General features: G+C 70.2%; 13 protein-coding genes. 4 read left to right on the top strand and 9 right to left on the bottom strand.

Features of this window, described 5'->3' with window-relative positions:
• Window positions 1–128 precede the first annotated feature (128 nt).
• Window positions 129–947 carry an MBL fold metallo-hydrolase gene (locus LY40_RS14685; protein WP_183782742.1) on the top strand — a complete coding sequence of 273 codons (819 nt, stop codon included), beginning with the start codon at window positions 129–131 and terminating at the stop codon, window positions 945–947.
• A 170-nt stretch (window positions 948–1,117) separates the two neighbouring features.
• Here the strand turns inward: LY40_RS14685 and LY40_RS14680 are convergent, their stop codons facing one another.
• The 4 genes from LY40_RS14680 to pdxH form a co-directional block, all read right to left on the bottom strand.
• Window positions 1,118–2,482: an APC family permease gene (locus tag LY40_RS14680; RefSeq protein ID WP_183782741.1), complete on the bottom strand. Its 1,365-nt coding sequence runs from the start codon at window positions 2,480–2,482 to the stop codon at window positions 1,118–1,120.
• A gap of 54 nt (window positions 2,483–2,536) precedes the next feature.
• Window positions 2,537–3,841 (bottom strand): MFS transporter, encoded by a 1,305-nt coding sequence (locus LY40_RS14675; protein ID WP_258937160.1) that lies wholly within the window; start codon window positions 3,839–3,841, stop codon window positions 2,537–2,539.
• Between the two features lie 197 nt (window positions 3,842–4,038).
• A complete protein-coding gene (locus LY40_RS14670) occupies window positions 4,039–4,461 on the bottom strand; it encodes an SdpI family protein (protein WP_258937159.1) in 423 nt (140 codons plus the stop codon).
• Window positions 4,462–4,696: 235 nt separating this feature from the next.
• The gene (pdxH, locus tag LY40_RS14665; RefSeq protein ID WP_183782739.1) at window positions 4,697–5,368 is read right to left on the bottom strand and encodes a pyridoxamine 5'-phosphate oxidase; all 672 of its coding nucleotides are present in this window, start codon (window positions 5,366–5,368) and stop codon (window positions 4,697–4,699) included.
• A gap of 227 nt (window positions 5,369–5,595) precedes the next feature.
• Between pdxH and LY40_RS14660 the strand changes: the two genes are divergently transcribed.
• Entirely contained in the window at window positions 5,596–6,228 is a 633-nt protein-coding gene (locus LY40_RS14660) for a hypothetical protein (protein WP_258937158.1), read from the top strand.
• A gap of 140 nt (window positions 6,229–6,368) precedes the next feature.
• On the opposite strand, the gene LY40_RS14655 is transcribed toward LY40_RS14660, so the two are convergent.
• From LY40_RS14655 to LY40_RS14640, 4 genes are all read right to left on the bottom strand, one after another.
• The gene (locus LY40_RS14655) at window positions 6,369–6,854 is read right to left on the bottom strand and encodes a hypothetical protein (RefSeq protein ID WP_183782736.1); all 486 of its coding nucleotides are present in this window, start codon (window positions 6,852–6,854) and stop codon (window positions 6,369–6,371) included.
• 46 nt (window positions 6,855–6,900) lie between these two features.
• Complete coding sequence (locus tag LY40_RS14650) at window positions 6,901–8,274, bottom strand: putative T7SS-secreted protein (RefSeq protein WP_183782734.1); 1,374 nt, start codon at window positions 8,272–8,274, stop codon at window positions 6,901–6,903.
• A 15-nt stretch (window positions 8,275–8,289) separates the two neighbouring features.
• A complete protein-coding gene (locus LY40_RS14645; RefSeq protein WP_183782732.1) occupies window positions 8,290–8,601 on the bottom strand; it encodes a WXG100 family type VII secretion target in 312 nt (103 codons plus the stop codon).
• Between the two features lie 191 nt (window positions 8,602–8,792).
• Entirely contained in the window at window positions 8,793–10,466 is a 1,674-nt protein-coding gene (locus tag LY40_RS14640) for an SDR family oxidoreductase (RefSeq protein WP_258937157.1), read from the bottom strand.
• A gap of 332 nt (window positions 10,467–10,798) precedes the next feature.
• Here LY40_RS14640 and LY40_RS14635 point away from each other — a divergent pair, with 332 nt between their 5' ends.
• Entirely contained in the window at window positions 10,799–12,160 is a 1,362-nt protein-coding gene (locus LY40_RS14635; RefSeq protein ID WP_183782728.1) for a serine hydrolase domain-containing protein, read from the top strand.
• Window positions 12,161–12,172: 12 nt separating this feature from the next.
• Window positions 12,173–13,303, top strand: a complete 1,131-nt coding sequence (gene serC, locus LY40_RS14630; protein ID WP_183782726.1) for a phosphoserine transaminase — start codon at window positions 12,173–12,175, stop codon at window positions 13,301–13,303.
• 82 nt (window positions 13,304–13,385) lie between these two features.
• Here the strand turns inward: serC and LY40_RS14625 are convergent, their stop codons facing one another.
• Window positions 13,386–14,924, bottom strand: a complete 1,539-nt coding sequence (locus tag LY40_RS14625) for an arylsulfotransferase family protein (protein ID WP_258937156.1) — start codon at window positions 14,922–14,924, stop codon at window positions 13,386–13,388.
• Window positions 14,925–15,190 lie beyond the last annotated feature (266 nt).

Genomic DNA, 15,190 nt, shown 5'->3' with positions numbered 1-15,190 from the left:
CCCGAACATACTGGGACGGGCGGGCCCGCACCCCCGGGGCGGCGAGAGAAGAAGGCGATCGCCGGTCCGCGAGGCGGAGCGCTGACGAGTCACCGCCGCGACGGCGGGCGGCGGCTAGGGTCGTGATCATGACGACACGGGTCCACCACTTCAGCGGCGGCGCGATGCGGCCCTTCGGCGGCAGGCTCGTCGACGGCGAGCGGGGCATCGCGCGGCGGGCGGAGCTGACCTGCCACTGCATGCTGGTCGAGACCGGTTCGGAACTGGTGCTCGTGGACACGGGCATGGGCACACCCGCGCTCACGCGGCCAACCCAATGGCTGGGCCGCGCCTTCGCCGCCGGGGTCTCGCCGGTGCGCGACGCATCCCGCACCGCCGCGGCGCAGGTCCGGGCGCTCGGATACGAGCCCGCCGATGTGCGGCACATCGTGCTGACGCACCTCGACCTCGACCACGCGGGCGGGTTGGTCGACTTTCCGCACGCGACCGTGCACGTCAACGCTCGCGAACTGCGCACGCTCGAACAGCCCGTCGACGCGAAGGAACGGTCGCGGTACCGAAAGGTTCAGTTCGCGCACGGCCCCGCCTTCACCGGCTACGAAGCCGGCGGCGAGAGCTGGTTCGGCTTCGACGCGGTACGGCAGCTAACCGGACTGCCGCCGGACATCCTGCTCATCCCGCTCGCAGGGCACACCAACGGCCACGCGGGCGTCGCGGTGCGCACGGGCGACGAGTGGCGACTGCACGCCGGCGACGCCTACTTCTTCCATGGCGAGGTCGCGGCCGAGCCGCACTGCCCACCCGGCCTTTCGCTGTTCGAACGCGCGATGCAGACCGATCGCACGGCGCGGGTCGCCAACCAGCGGCGCCTCGCCGAACTGTCGCGCTCCGGCGAAGTGACGATGTTCTGCTCCCACGACCCGGTGGAGCTGGCACGCCTGTCCTGAGCGGTGCCGCGAAGGGCACCTGCGGGGCACTCAACGCCCCAAGGTGCCCTTTGGGGGCGCATCATGGCCAGAGGCCCATTCGTCGCTCCCACCCGTCTCCCGCCACCACCCACACGGACGTGCTCCTCGCGGCAGTACCGACAAACGCGACCAGGGGTGCCCCTGGGGCGCTACTTCGCCGAACGGCGCGTGGCGAGCGTGCGCATCGCGACGTGGTTGACGGCCCACAGGACCAGGCCGACGGCCAACAGGATCGCGGCGACGACGTAGTCCCGCGCGGGGCGTCCGGACAGCGGACTCGCCAGGTACAGGCAGAAGATCGCAGCCAGCACGGGAACGACCGTCGGCGCGCGGAAGTGCTTGTGCGGCACCGGGTCCCGCCGAAGCACCAGCACCGCGACGTTCACCACGGCGAACACGACGAGCAGCAGCAACGCCGTCGTACCGCCGAGCACGTCGATGTCCACAGCGGACACGAGCACGACCGCGATCGCGCTCGTGAACAGGATCGCCACCCACGGGCTGCGGCGGGCCGGGTGCACCGTGCCGAACACCTTCGGGATGATCCGCTCGTTCGCCATGCCGTACACGAGCCTGCTTGCCATGAGCATGTTGATCAGCGCGGAGTTGACGACGGCGAACAGGCCGATCGCCGAGAAGATCTCGCGCGGCATGCCGGGCGCACCGATGTCGATGACCTTGAGCAGTGCGCCGCTCTCCGCCGCCTCGAGCCCTTCGGCGGGCACCAGCAGCGACGACGTCACCGACACGAGGATGTAGATCGTCGCCGCGACCACCATGCCCCACAGCATCGCCTTGGGGAACACGCGAGCCGGATCCTTCGTCTCCTCCGCCATGTTCACCGAGTCCTCGAAGCCGACCATGGAGAAGAACGCCAGCGATGTCGCGGACGTGATCGCCACGAGCATGGTCTGGTCCTGCGTGTTGAACTCGGTGAGCCGGCTCGCGTCGCCGCTGCCGTTCAGCACGGCCCAGACGCCGACGCCGATGATGATCAGCAGGCCGCCGATCTCGATGCACGTCAACACCACGTTGGTGACGACCGATTCGCGCACCCCGCGAAAGTTGATCAGCGCGAGCAGCGCGATGAACGCGATCGCCATCAACGGCATCGGCGAACTGACGAACTCGGCTAGGTACGTGTCGCCGAAGGCCACGGCCGCCGACGACGCCGACGTGATGCCGGAGCACATCACGGCGAACGCGACGAGGAACGTCAGCATCCGGATGTTGAACGCCTTGTGCGTGTACAGCGCCGCCCCGGCAGCCCGCGGGTATTTGCCCACGAGTTCCAGGTACGAGAACGCCGTCATGAAGGCAACGGTGAAAGCCAGCAGGAACGGCAGCCACAGGGCGCCGCCGACCCGGCCTGCGACCTGTCCGGTGAGCGCGTAGATCCCCGTGCCGACGATGTCGCCGACGACGAAGAACAACAGCAGCTTCGACCCGAGGACCCGCTTCAGTGGGGGCTGCCCGCCCGGTGAGACCTCTTCCGTCACTCCCGCGTTCGACATGCCGGGAAGTGTGCCGCACCGCCACCGGCCCGCCGGCGGCAGGTCTCGGCCCGGTTACGAATTGTCCGGAACGTTCTTCCTGGTCACAGGCGCGCGATAACGCCAGAACGCCGGAGTCAACACCACCGCGATGACCAGGCCGACGAGCACGAGCAGTCCGCCGCCGGTCGCCGCCGCCGCGGTACCCACGCCGGCCGCGGCCCAGCCGTGCGTCAGGTCGGCCAAGCGTGGTCCGCCCGCGACGACGACCGTGAACACGCCCTGCGTCCGGCCCCGCATCTCGTCGGTCGCCGCGGTCTGCAGGATCGCCATCCGGAAGATCGAACTGGCCATGTCGGCGGCGCCCGCGATCACCAGGAACACGATCGACAGCCACAGCGCCTGCGACATACCGAACCCGGCGATGGCGACACCCCACACGGCGATCGCCACCACGACCACCACGCCGTGCCTGCTCACGCGGCTCGCCCAGCCGGACATCAGCGACAACAGCATCGCGCCGAGCGGGATCGCGGCGTACAGCCAGCCCAGCGCGAGGCCGCCGCCCGCCGGATCGCCGAACGTGCGCTCGGCCATCTCGGGGAACAGGGCCCGCGGCATACCCGCGACCATCGCGATGATGTCGACGACGAACGAGGCGAGCAGGATCTTCTGCGCGCCCAGGTAGCGGAAGCCGTCGGTGATGTCGCGCAACCCCGCGCGGCGGACGCGCCCGTCCTGGGGTGGTAGCGGCGGCAGTCGCCACACCGCCCACACCACGACGATCAGTGCCACCGAATCGACCAGGTACAGCGTCGACAGCCCGACGATCGGCAACAGGGCCCCCGCCGCGAGCGGACCGAACACCGCACCGAACGTGGTCATCGTGCCGGTGAGCGCGGAGGCCGACGGCAGCAGTTCGGTCGGAACGAGGCGTGCCACGACGGCGTTGCGCGTAGGCATGTTGACGGCGAAGAACGCCTGGTTGACGGCGAGCAGGGAGAGCACGACCCACACCGACCCGACGTCGAAGTAGGCCTGTGCCCACAGCAGGCACGCCGTCGCCGCGATACCGGTGTTGGTGACGAGCAGGAGTTTGCGGCGGTCGACGGTGTCGGCGATCGCGCCGCCCCAGATACCGAAGATCAACAGCGGCACTAGACCGAACACGCCCGTCAGCCCCACGTAGGCCGAAGACCCGGTGATGTCGAAGACCTGCTTCGGCACGGCGACGGCCGTGAGCTGGCTGCCGATTGCGGTGACCAGGGACGACACCCACAGCCGGCGGAACGGCGGAATCTTCAGCGGACGCCGGTCGATGACGATCGAACCGAGCCGCCGCCTCGTCGTCCGGGGCTTGCCGTCGGTCCGATCACTCACAACTCATTAGCGTACGACAACTAACTAGTCGTGGCCGATGGTCCCGCTCACTCCGTCCACGGTCCGACGATGCCACTCCGGCTGCTCGGGCTGCGCCGGCCGCTCGGGCTGCCCCGACTACTGCGGCGGCTCCGGCGGCCCGGGCTGCCACGACTACTGCGGCGGCTCCGACAACTCCGGCGGCTCCGACTGACGAATCAGGCTTCGCCGAACATGGAATCGGCCGCCGAACCGGCGCCGGACGCCGTGACGGCGCGGGCGGCGCGATTGGCGACCGACACGGCGTAGCCGACATAGCCGAGCTGGACGAGCTGGCAGATCCCGGGAGCGATCATCCCGAGCAGGATCGGGAGGTCGGCGACGAGCAGCACCACCAGGACGAGCACGCCGATGCCCGCCCCGACGCAGCCGATCCGGAACGCCTTTCTTGCGGCGGGCAGCGCGGCCTCGTGTCCGGCACGCCAGGCCTCGACCGACACCTGTGTCGCGCGGGTGCGGATCCCGATGCCGCCGTTGCGGGGAAGCTCCCCACTCATAGCCCATTCGACGGACTTGTACACCGCCACGCCGCACCCGAGCAGGCTCAGGATCAGCACGACAACCCCGGGCAGCGCCTCCACCGGTGATCACCTCCCCGTCGACTACCAGGAACCACATCCGCCGACGCCGCAACCGAAGCGCCCGGGGCGCCTCGGTTGCGGCGGTTGCGGCGGTTGCGGCGGATCTTCGCGCGCTCCGACCCATCGCGAAGGGAAGATTCGGGGCCTTCCCGGCGGGCCGGGCACCACCCCTCAACGACAGGCTGGCGCGTGGCTGCGTTGAACGCCGCCGAGGTGCCCTTGGGGCACCGCAGGGTCAGGGGGCGATGCGGTGGACGCGCCAGTCGTCGTCGGTGCGTACGTAACGGAGCCGGTCGTGAAGGCGGTCCTTGCGGCCCTGCCAGAACTCGGCGCTCACCGGACGTACCCGCCAGCCACCCCAGTGCGGCGGCACCGGAATCTCCTCGACGTCGGCGAACCGGCGTTCGACCGCGGCGAGCAGATCGTCCAGCGCTTCCCGGCCCCCGACGCGCGTCGACTGCGGCGACGCCCACGCGCCGAGCTGCGACCCGCGCGGCCTGCCGCGCCAGTACGCGGTCGTCTCCTCCGCCCCGACCTTCTCGACCTCGCCGCGCACGGTCACCTGCCGCTGCAGCGCGTACCAGGGGAAAGTCACCGACGCGAAGCGCGTCGACGTCAGGTCGTGGCTCTTGGCCGACGTGTAGTTCGTGTAGAAGACGATGCCGCGCTCGTCCAGGCCCTTGCACAACACCGTCCGCGACGACGGCATCCCGTCGGCGTCGGCCGTCGCCAGGACCATCGCGTTGGGCTCCACCAGCCCCGCGTCGACGGCGAAGTCCAGCCACCGCTGGAGCTGTTCGTGCCAGGTCGGCGCGAGCGAGTCCTCGTCGAGCGTCTCCGCCTCGTACGAGACCCGCATGTCCGGCAACCGCACCGCTGCACCGCTGACATCATCCAGTTCCGCCATGCCAACCTCCCGAACGCGAACCGTGCCCTTCGAAGGTGCCCCGAACGTGGCCGCACCGCACCGTGGGAAGTGACGTTAGGGCCTGGACCTACCCATGCGAAACCGTCCGACCGGTGACCACCGCCACGACCACACGATCAGCACCGTACGCACGGCGCGGTCATCCGCGCCCGATCCGGTGGATGGCAGGGTGCACGGTGACCACTACCCGAGGTGTTGGAGCCGGCATGGATGTTCTCGCGCCGATCCTGTTCGTCGTCGTGTTCGCCGCGATCGTGGCGGCGGCGGTCGCGTTGATGCTGCGCAACCGCAGGCGGGACGAGAAGTACCGCCACGATTCCGGCCCCGAGCTGGCCGAGCTCGCCCAGCAGCGCGGCTGGACGTACCGGGCCGAGGAGACCGGCTACGCCGACCGGTTCACCGGGTTTCCGTTCACCCAGACGGCGCGGGGCCGCATCAGCCGGGATCTGATCCACGGCGTGACCGAGGGCCGCGAGTTCACGTGCCTGGCCTACACGCCCACACCCATGACCGTCGGCGAGCGGAAGACGTACTCGCGCTACTACCGCGTGTTCACCCTGCGGCTCGCACGTGAGGTGCCGACCCTGCAGATCACCCCGACGAAGAAGGACGTCCGACCCCGCGGCGACGAGGATTTCGCCCAGACGGTGCTGAATCCGGCGCTGCGCACCGCCGTCAACGCCCGCGGACTGCCGTTGCGGTTCGAAGGCGATCTACTGCTGACGTGGTACGAGCAGAAAGGCCCGTTCGGACAGTCCGATGTGGACTCGGTGCTGGCGTACCTGACAGCACTCGCCGGCCTGCTGCCGGCCGACGTCGGCAGGCCCACGGTCAGCTGAGCCCGCACCGCCCTCTCGCGCGCCGCAGGAGACTGCAGAACACGGCGTACTGCGCAGAACTCGGCGTCCGGAACGCAGAACACGGCGTACTGAGCGCAGAACACGCGCGAGGGTGAGCGGAGTCCGGCGGCGCGCCGCGGTCAGGCGGGGCTGATGTTCGACACGAACGTCTGGAAATCCGGCAGGACCGTGTCGAACTGCGACTCCTTGCAGGTGAGCATGACCTCCACGACCACCTGCTTCTCCGGGTCCGACACGTCCCGAAGCAGCAGATACACCTGGAACTGGATGAGCTTCAGCGGCTGATTGTCGATCGTCGTGGTGAGGTCGACCAGCTGCATCAGACCCGGTGCGTCCGCCGACCCGAGGCCCTGCCGCTGCCGCAGCTCCGCCGCGCCTGCCGTCGCGCTGCCGAGTCGTTCGAGTGACTCGTCGGCCGTCTCCTCGAGAACGTCGTCCCCGGAACGCATGCTGCCGGACACCGTGATGTTGGCCGTGAAGCCGTCGGCCGACGGCAGGTGCAGTGCGACGAACGCCGCACCCGGTGCGTCGACCTCGTCCGGCGGCGCCGACGTCCACCCTTCCGGAAGCTCCAGCTCCAGCGGCACCGGAAGTTGCGTGGCCATTCGTTCTCCTTCTCACGCAGCGCGTGGCCGCGGGTTCGGCGTACAGCTAGTCGAACGGGTTCAGCGTCCCGCCGATGTCGCGGGCCTTGTCGCCCACGCCCCCGGCGAAGTCGCCGACGGCCGCACCGGCGTCCTGCGCCGTGTCGGTGATCTTGCCCGGGTCGACGGTGATCTCGCCGCCCAGCTTGCCACCCACGCCGAGCGCGGCACCAACCTCGCCGCCGACGACGAACTTGCCGTCGTCCATACCGACCTGCACGTCGGCCTCGGCGCCGATACCCGCCCAGGCCTCGCCCTTCGCACCGGCACCGACACCGCCGACGTCGGCGTGGACCTCGCCTTCGGCGCGCGCACCGGCGAACGCGTTGGCGCCCGCCTTCAGACCGTCGGCGCCCAGCTCGGCGGTGCCCTGCGCCTCGGCACCCGCGAACGCCTTGCCGGAGCCGCCCACCTCCGCGGCGCCGTAGTTGACCTGCCCCTTGGCCTCCGCCGTCGCACCGGCCGACGCCTTGACCGTTCCCTTGAGGCCGTCGCGGGTGAAGCCACCCGCGGCGCTGGCATCCGCGCCGATCTTCGCGCTCGCCGAGCCCGACGCGGTGGCGTCCCCGAGCTGGGTCGCACCGGACGCCTGCGCCTTCACCAGGTCGTACGAGGCCGTCGACTGGGCCACGGTCACGTCGACGTTCGGGCCACGGCGCTCCGGCGTGTCGAACTGGTGACCGTGCTGCTGGTACCGGTCGAACCGGTCGTTCCAGCGGCCGCCGTCCTCCCGGGCCTGGTCCATGAGCGTCTTCGACGCCATCGAGTCGGTGTTGACGTTGCCCTTGATCTGCGGCGACGTCGAGGCGAAGTCCGCGGGGCCGGTCAGCCAGCCCGGCGCGTCGGGCGAATGCCCGCCCTGCTTCCTGATCGCGTTCGCGTTCTCGCCGCCGACGGTCTGCAACTGCTTGCGGGCGCGGTCGAGGATCTCCTGCGCCTCCTGGCGTTTGGCCTCACCGGGGTCGGTGAACGAACCTGCCGTAGCCGGTGCGCCGGGAGCGTTGGGCGATACGCCGTGTTGGTCGGTGTAGTTCTGCTGCGCGGTCGCCGTGGCCCGCTGCCCCTCCTTGTACTTGGCGATCGCCTCCGCCGCCTGCGACTGGGCCCACGAGACGGTCTGCGCGTGACCGTCGAGCGTCGTGGCGGTCGACCTCAGCGCCGACGCACCCTTCTCCCACTTCGGCTTCTCCGCGGTGAAGGTGTCCCAGAACTGGTTGCTCGCCGCGCCGTACCAGTTCTCGATCCGCACGTTGCCGAGGCCCGAAGCCACTTCCGAGAACTTCTTCGCCCGGGCGCGCAGCGTGTTCGCGGCACCCGTGATGGTCTCCGCGTCGCCGGGGATGAGTTCCTTCGGGTCCTCGGTCGACCCCAGTTCAGCCATGTCGCCCGCTTCCGGTCACATCGGCGGCACCTGCGGCCCTGGGCCGGGTGCCGATCCCATCGTGTTCTGTTCGTCGGCCTGCTCGTATCCGGTTGCGGCGCCGTCGAGCGACTGCCCTGCCTCACGGGCGCTGTCCTGCAGCACACCGGCGGCGAGCTGCCACGTCGTGCAGAACTCCGTGAGGGCCGTCGCGACGGCGTCGTCACCGAAGGCCTTCTTGTCGCCGACGATGTCCTCGAGTTTCAGGTCGTCGGCCTTGCCCACCGCGGTGTCGATCGACCGCGCCGCGCCACGCAGCTCCTCGGGATCGACGTCGTAGCCACTCATCGATCACTCCTACAGGGGACATCTACAGGGGCATCGCGAACACAAGTGCACGTATCGTAACCATGAAATCCCCCGGGTGCCGGGCTACTTTCGTCGGTGAACCTTCACATCTCCGCAGCGTGTCCGGTATTTCCGGTTCGGAACGCGTACCTGAGATGTCGTTCGCCGTACGGAAAGTCCGTTACGGTGCGTTATGCCGGCGGTCGCCGGGCGGCCGCGCGCAGCAGTCCGGGCGTGAACCTGGCCAGCGCACCCGCGACCTTCGCCTCCGCCGTCGGCGCCACCACCGGCCGATCCCGTTCGACGGCGCGCAGGATGTCGGCCGCGACCTTCTCGGGAGCGAAGTTCCGGCGCGCGAACATCCGGTCCGACCGCATCCGCCGACCGGCCTGCTCCGCCGCGTCGACACCGGCGAACCGTGTGGTGGCCGCGATCGACGTCCGCACGATCCCGGGACACACCGCACTCGCCCCGACTCCGTGGCCTGCCAGCTCCGCGCGCACGCACTCGGTCAGGTGCAGCACCGCCGCCTTGGTCGTCGAGTACGCGGGCAGCACCGCGTTCGGCACCCGCGCCGCCATCGACGCCACGTTCACGATGTGACCGCCCTCGCCCCGTTCGGCCAGCAGCCTGCCGAACAGCCTGTTGCCGTGGATCACACCCCAGAGGTTGACGTCGATGACGTGGGACCAGTCGGCGACCGACGTGTCCAGCACCGGCCCGGCGACCCCGACGCCCGCGTTGTTGACCACCACGTCCGGCACGCCGACCTCGGCCACGACCGACGCGGCGAACTCCGCCATCGCCTCGGCGCCGGAGACGTCGACGGAGTAGGCGAACGCCTCACCGCCCCGGGCGCGCACCTCGTCGGCGACCGCCGTCAGCGGCGCGATGTCGGCGAGCACGATGTCGGCACCCTCGGCGGCGAAGGCCAGCGCCGTCGCCCTTCCGATCCCGCTCGCGGCGCCCGTCACCAGGACGAGATGGCCCGCGAACCTGCCTGCGGGACGGGGATTGACGCGGCTCCGGCGCAGCGACCTCGCCTCACCGAAACCCTCGACGTGATCGATCAGCTCGGCGGCGGCCCGCGCGATCCGCCGCGGCTGCGCCCGTGCGACCCAGTGCCCACCCGATACCCGCCGCACCCGCAGATCGGCGGCCCAGCGTTCGACCGCCGACTGCAACGGCGCCGTGACATAGGCGTCCCCGGTCGGAGCGACGACCTGCACCGGGACGTCGGCTCGGCGCTCACCCGGGCCGCCGAGCCTGCGCAGCATGTTCGCGCGGTACAGGTTCAGCCCGGCGACCGCGTCGCCGGTGACGGGTGCGGGCTCTTCCGGATCGGCGCTGCGCAGCACGCGGGCCAGCAGACCGCTGCGGATCGCCAGCTCGGGCACGACCGGCAGCTGGAAGAACCCGATGTAGGTCGAGTGCAGCGCCTGCCGGACGAGATCACGCCAGACCGGCGGCCTGCGGAGGCCGTCCCGGAACCAATGACCGGCGTGATCGAGGCAGGGGCCGGAGATCGACGTGAACGAGCGGACCCGGCCGCGCAGCCACGAACCGGTCACCGCGTGCCAGGTCTGGATCGCGCCCCAGTCGTGGGCGAGCAGGTGAACGGGGCCGTCCGGGCTCACGGCGTCGACGACGGCGGCCAGATCCGCAGCGAGCCGGTCGAGCAGGTAGGCGTCCCGACTGCGGGGACGGTCCGAAGCGCCCGCACCGCGGACGTCGTAGGTCACGACGCGGAACCGGCCGGCCAGCTCCGCGACCACACCGTCCCAGAGCGAGGAGTTGTCCGGATAGCCGTGGACGCACACGACCGTGGGCACCGGAGCGGCGTTCCCGCCATCCGCGTCACCCACGGACCTCACGGCCACCGGGGAGTTCGCAGGCCCCGCGGAGTTCGCAGGCCCCGCGGAGTTCACAGGCCCCGCGGAGTTCGCAGGCCCCGCGGACCTCACGGCCACCGGGGAGCCCGGCGGTTCCGACACGTGCACCGCAAGCTCGACCCCGTCGTCAACCCGCACCCGCTGCGTCGCCATGCCGAGCACCCTAGCCCGCCGCGGAACCCCGGCCAGTGCCGTTCGTGACGCACGCGGTCAACACAGCCACGCGCCAGCGTGCCCTTGAGGGCCGGCGGCGGGAGCGACCGGCACGCACGCCACCGGCAACACGGGCTGTCTACGATCTCGGCATGCTGCCTACCACCGAACTCGTGCTGAACCGCCGTATCGCCACCGAGCAGGTCGCGGGCCGCGCGCCGTCCCTGGCCGCCGCGGTGATACGCGACGGCGAGATCACCTGGTGGGGTGGACGGGGCAGCGTCGACGGTGTCCGCCCCGACCGGACGACGCAGTACCGCATCGGCTCCATCACCAAGTCGATCGTCGGCGCGGCCGTGATGCGCCTGCGCGACGAAGGTCTGCTCGACCTGAGCGACCCGCTGGACAAGCACGTTCCGGGTACGACCTTCGGCGGCTCGACGATCGCCCAGCTGCTGTCGCACACGAGCGGCCTGACCTCGGAGTCGCCGGGGGCGTGGTGGGAACGCAGCGCCGGCGGCAGCTGGACCGACCTGTCGGCGAGCCTCACGGCGGGCGAGACGAAACACCGCCCCGGCCGCCGGTTCCACTACTCCAACGTCGGCTACGGCGTGCTCGGCCGGCTCGTCGCGGCGCTCCGCGGCGCGGACTGGCTCGACGTCGTGCGCACCGAGATCCTCGAACCGCTGGGCATGCTGCACACCACGCCCATGCCCGGTGAGCACGGCCTGACCACGGCGACGGGCTACGCAGTTCACCCGTTCGCCGACGTTCTGCTGCCCGAACCGGCCCACGACGCGGGCGCGATGGCTCCCGCGGGACAGCTCTGGTCGACGCTCGACGACCTGGCGCGCTGGACGGCGTTCACCGGCGGCCGCACCGGCGACGTGCTCAGCCCCGACACGGTCGCCGAGATGCGCGAGGCCGCCACGGTCGACGACTCCGCAGGCGCGTGGACGGCCGGCTACGGCCTCGGTTTCCAGCTGATCCAGGCGGGCGGCAAACGCCTCGCGGGGCACACCGGGTCGATGCCGGGCTTTCTCGCGTGCACGCTGATCGACCCGGCGACGCAGACGGGCGCGGTGACGTTCGCCAACACCACGTCGGGAGTGGGGATCGCGGGCCTGACCGCCGACCTGATCTCCATCGCCGACGACCACGAGCCCCCGCTGCCCGCCGAGTGGACGCCGTCGCCCGTCGAACCTGGCCTGCTCGAGCTCACCGGACTGTGGCACTGGGGACCCAAGCCGTACCACCTGTACGCGATGCCGGAGGGCTGGCTGAACCTGACGCCCGCGGACGGTGCGGGGCGGGCCTCGCGCTTCCGCCCGATCGGCGACGACCGGTGGCTCGGACTGGACGGTTACTACGCCGGGGAGACCCTCACCGTGGGTCGAGTGAGCGATGGCACACCGACGTACCTCGACCTTGCGACCTTTGTTTTCACCCGCACTCCCTACGATCCGAAGGCCCCGGTACCCGGCGGAGTGGACCCGGAGGGTTGGCGAGCGTGAAACACTGCCGACATGACCGAAGCCGCTGACTTGACGATCCCTGCAGAACTCAAGCCCTCCGACGGCCGCTTCGGGTGCGGCCCCTCCAAGGTCCGGCCGGAGCAGCTGGCCAACCTCGCCAAGGAGGGGGCGAACGTGCTCGGCACGTCGCACCGCCAGAAGCCGGTGAAGTCCCTCGTCGGCCGCGTCCGTTCCGGCCTGACCCAGCTGTTCGGCCTCCCCGACGGCTACGAGGTGGTGCTCGGCAACGGCGGGACGACGGCGTTCTGGGACGCGGCCGCGTTCGGCCTGGTAAGGGAGCGGGCCCAGCACTTCACCTACGGCGAGTTCTCGTCGAAGTTCGCGAAGGTCACGGACAACGCTCCGTTCCTGGACAAGTCCGTCATCGTGGAGGGTGAGCCGGGCAGCGCCCCGGAGATCTCCTACCAGGCGGGCTGCGACCTCGTGGGCTGGGCGCACAACGAGACCTCGACCGGTGTCGCCGTGCCGGTGAAGCGTCCCGCCGGCAGTGACGACGCGCTGGTGGCCATCGACGCCACGTCCGGCGCGGGCGGCCTGCCGGTGAAGGCCGAGGACTTCGACGTCTACTACTTCGCACCGCAGAAGTGCTTCGCCTCCGACGGCGGGCTGTGGATCGCGCTCATGTCGCCCAAGGCGGTGCAGCGTGTCGAGGAGATCGGCGCGAGCGACCGCTGGGTCCCGGAGTTCCTGTCGCTGCAGACCGCGCTGGACAACTCCCGCAAGGATCAGACGTACAACACGCCCGCCGTTGCGACACTGCTGACGCTGGCCGACCAGATCGACTGGATGAACGCCGGCGGCGGCCTCGACTGGACGACCGCTCGGACGAAGGACTCCTCGAGCCGCCTCTACGAGTGGGCCGAGCAGAACTCCTACACCAGGCCGTACGTGTCGGACCCGTCGCTGCGTTCGCAGGTCGTTGGCACGATCGACTTCGACGACGACATCGACGCCGCCGCCATCGCGACGGCGCTGCGCGCCAACGGCGTGGTCGACACCGAGCCGTACCGCAAGCTGGGCCGCAACCAGCTGCGGGTCGGCATGTTCCCGGCGATCGAGCCGGACGACGTCACGGCGCTGACCAAGTGCATCGAGTACGTCGTGGAGCGGCTGGGCAAGTAGGCCCAGTTCCGCACGCCCCCAGGGGCACTTTGGTTGCACTGAACGCAACCAAAGTGCCCCTGGGGGCGCTCCCTGTCGCGGCTCAGCGGCCGCGGACCGGTTCGGACCTGCCCAGTTCGTTGCCCTGCTTGTCCAGGGCGGCCACGGCGAAGAACGGACCGTCGGCGTCGCACGAGATCGCCGTCTCGAACCCGCCTCGCGGCACCGTCACGACCTCGGACAGGTCGTTCGCCCGCCTGCCCGCCAGAACCCGCCAGCGCTTCACCTCGGTCGCACCGTTCCAGCTCGCGTAGACCAGCACCCCGCGCGCCGCGTTCTTCCGCACCGCCACCGCGGGTTCGTCGTCCGGCCTGCCGACCCAGTCGGCCAGGTAGGCCCGGTAGCTCTGCACGAACTCCGGCGTCCGCCAGTCGGTGAGCCATTCGCCGTCGGCGTCGAACTCCGAGGTGAAGGGCTGACACCCCCAGCCGACGATCGCGCGGCCGTCCTCGAGGAGCTGCAGGTTGCCCTGGTTGTCGCAGAGCAGGCCCGCCGGGTGCGTGTACTCGCGGTCGACGGTCGCCGTCATCGCGTCCTCGTCGAGCGAGAGGACCAGCCCGCGCGAGCGGTTGGCCTGCGGTGGGGAGGCGGCGTTGTCGAACAGCGACAGCGTGCCGTCGGGCTGCCTGCGCGCGTCGTGCTGCCAGTAGAACTCGACCCCCTCGCCGAGGCGGAAGTCGGTGTTCTTGCCACCGAGCGTCCAGCGCAGCGAGCCGTCGGACTTGGCGATCTTGTAGATCGCCCACGTGTTGCGCGCCGAGACGAGCAGGTCGCCGTCGTCGTCCAGCCCGATCGAGTTCAGGTGGATGTAGTCGTACGGATGCTCCTTCGTGCCCTGGCCCTCGACCGGGAGCTGCGACTCGGTCAGGTCGACGTGGTCGAGGCTGCGCCAGTCGAACAGCACCTCACCGGTCTCGATGTCGATCTCCTGAATCACCCCGTCCGACACCCAGCCGTCCGACGGCCCGCCGATGGCGCTCAGGTCCCGCTGCACCGGGTTGTAGGCCATGATCAGCGCCGTGTCGCTGTCGGTGATGAGGAACTCGTGCAGATCCGATTCGGCGACGCCGCCGCCCGTGTTGACCTTGGCGATCTGCCGGTACGCCTGGTCGAAGATGATGCACTTGCCCTTGCCGAACCCGATGGGCGCGACGCCCTGCCAGGTCGTCAGGACCGGCTCACCCCGGTAGGTCTGCATCCGAAAGTCCATCGGCTTCTCGTCGTCGCCGTCGCGCACGGCGAACCACACGGGCTCTCCGCGGCGGTTGACGATGAGCATGCCCGCCTGACCAGCGCCTTCACCCTGGTAGTCCTTCACCCCGAGCAACAGGTGACGAGGGCTGGCCTGCGGCGCGGTGTCCGGGTCGGCGTCCGACATCTTGACCTTCGGCGGGCGCAGATCGGGTCGCGAGTAGAAGCTGTGCGCCTCCTCGGCCTTCGGCGGAGGCAGCACCTCGGGCTCGGGTTTCGCCTGCGGAATCCGATAACCCACGTAGCCGCTGACCAGAGGCACCACTGCGACGGTGCCCGCGACGCCCGCACCCCTGAAGAACCGGCGCCGGCTGAACCCTGTCTCACTCATATCGCGTATCCGTTTCTTCCCCCAGCAGCCGGCTCGGGTCGACAGCACCGGCGTCCCGTTGTTCTGGTTGTTCTGATCGTCCTTGTCGTACGTGTCGTCCCGATCTCGTTCGTCCGACCGGGCGACAATCGCACATGTCGACTTTTCGCTGCGCACCGGTCCGGCTTCGGCGTGATCTCGTCGTGACTCGGCGCGCCTGCGTCGTCAAGGCGACGCGCCGCTCTAACGTGACCGACGAGGAACGTGAACGCGCATGGGAGGCGGGA

It is taken from the genome of Prauserella salsuginis, assembly GCF_024648885.1.
Taxonomy (GTDB): Bacteria; Actinomycetota; Actinomycetes; order Mycobacteriales; family Pseudonocardiaceae; genus Prauserella; species Prauserella salsuginis.
Note: the sequence above shows the minus strand (reverse complement) of the source record. Positions and strands in the feature narration are given on the sequence as shown.

Coding starts and splice junctions, on each gene's coding strand:
- LY40_RS14680 (WP_183782741.1), bottom strand. CDS start 2,482: ATGTCGAACGCGGGAGTGACGGAAGAGGTCTCACCGGGCGGGCAGCCC.
- LY40_RS14685 (WP_183782742.1), top strand. CDS start 129: ATGACGACACGGGTCCACCACTTCAGCGGCGGCGCGATGCGGCCCTTC.
- LY40_RS14650 (WP_183782734.1), bottom strand. CDS start 8,274: ATGGCTGAACTGGGGTCGACCGAGGACCCGAAGGAACTCATCCCCGGC.
- LY40_RS14625 (WP_258937156.1), bottom strand. CDS start 14,924: ATGAGTGAGACAGGGTTCAGCCGGCGCCGGTTCTTCAGGGGTGCGGGC.
- LY40_RS14645 (WP_183782732.1), bottom strand. CDS start 8,601: ATGAGTGGCTACGACGTCGATCCCGAGGAGCTGCGTGGCGCGGCGCGG.
- pdxH (WP_183782739.1), bottom strand. CDS start 5,368: ATGGCGGAACTGGATGATGTCAGCGGTGCAGCGGTGCGGTTGCCGGAC.
- LY40_RS14655 (WP_183782736.1), bottom strand. CDS start 6,854: ATGGCCACGCAACTTCCGGTGCCGCTGGAGCTGGAGCTTCCGGAAGGG.
- serC (WP_183782726.1), top strand. CDS start 12,173: ATGACCGAAGCCGCTGACTTGACGATCCCTGCAGAACTCAAGCCCTCC.
- LY40_RS14660 (WP_258937158.1), top strand. CDS start 5,596: ATGGATGTTCTCGCGCCGATCCTGTTCGTCGTCGTGTTCGCCGCGATC.
- LY40_RS14635 (WP_183782728.1), top strand. CDS start 10,799: ATGCTGCCTACCACCGAACTCGTGCTGAACCGCCGTATCGCCACCGAG.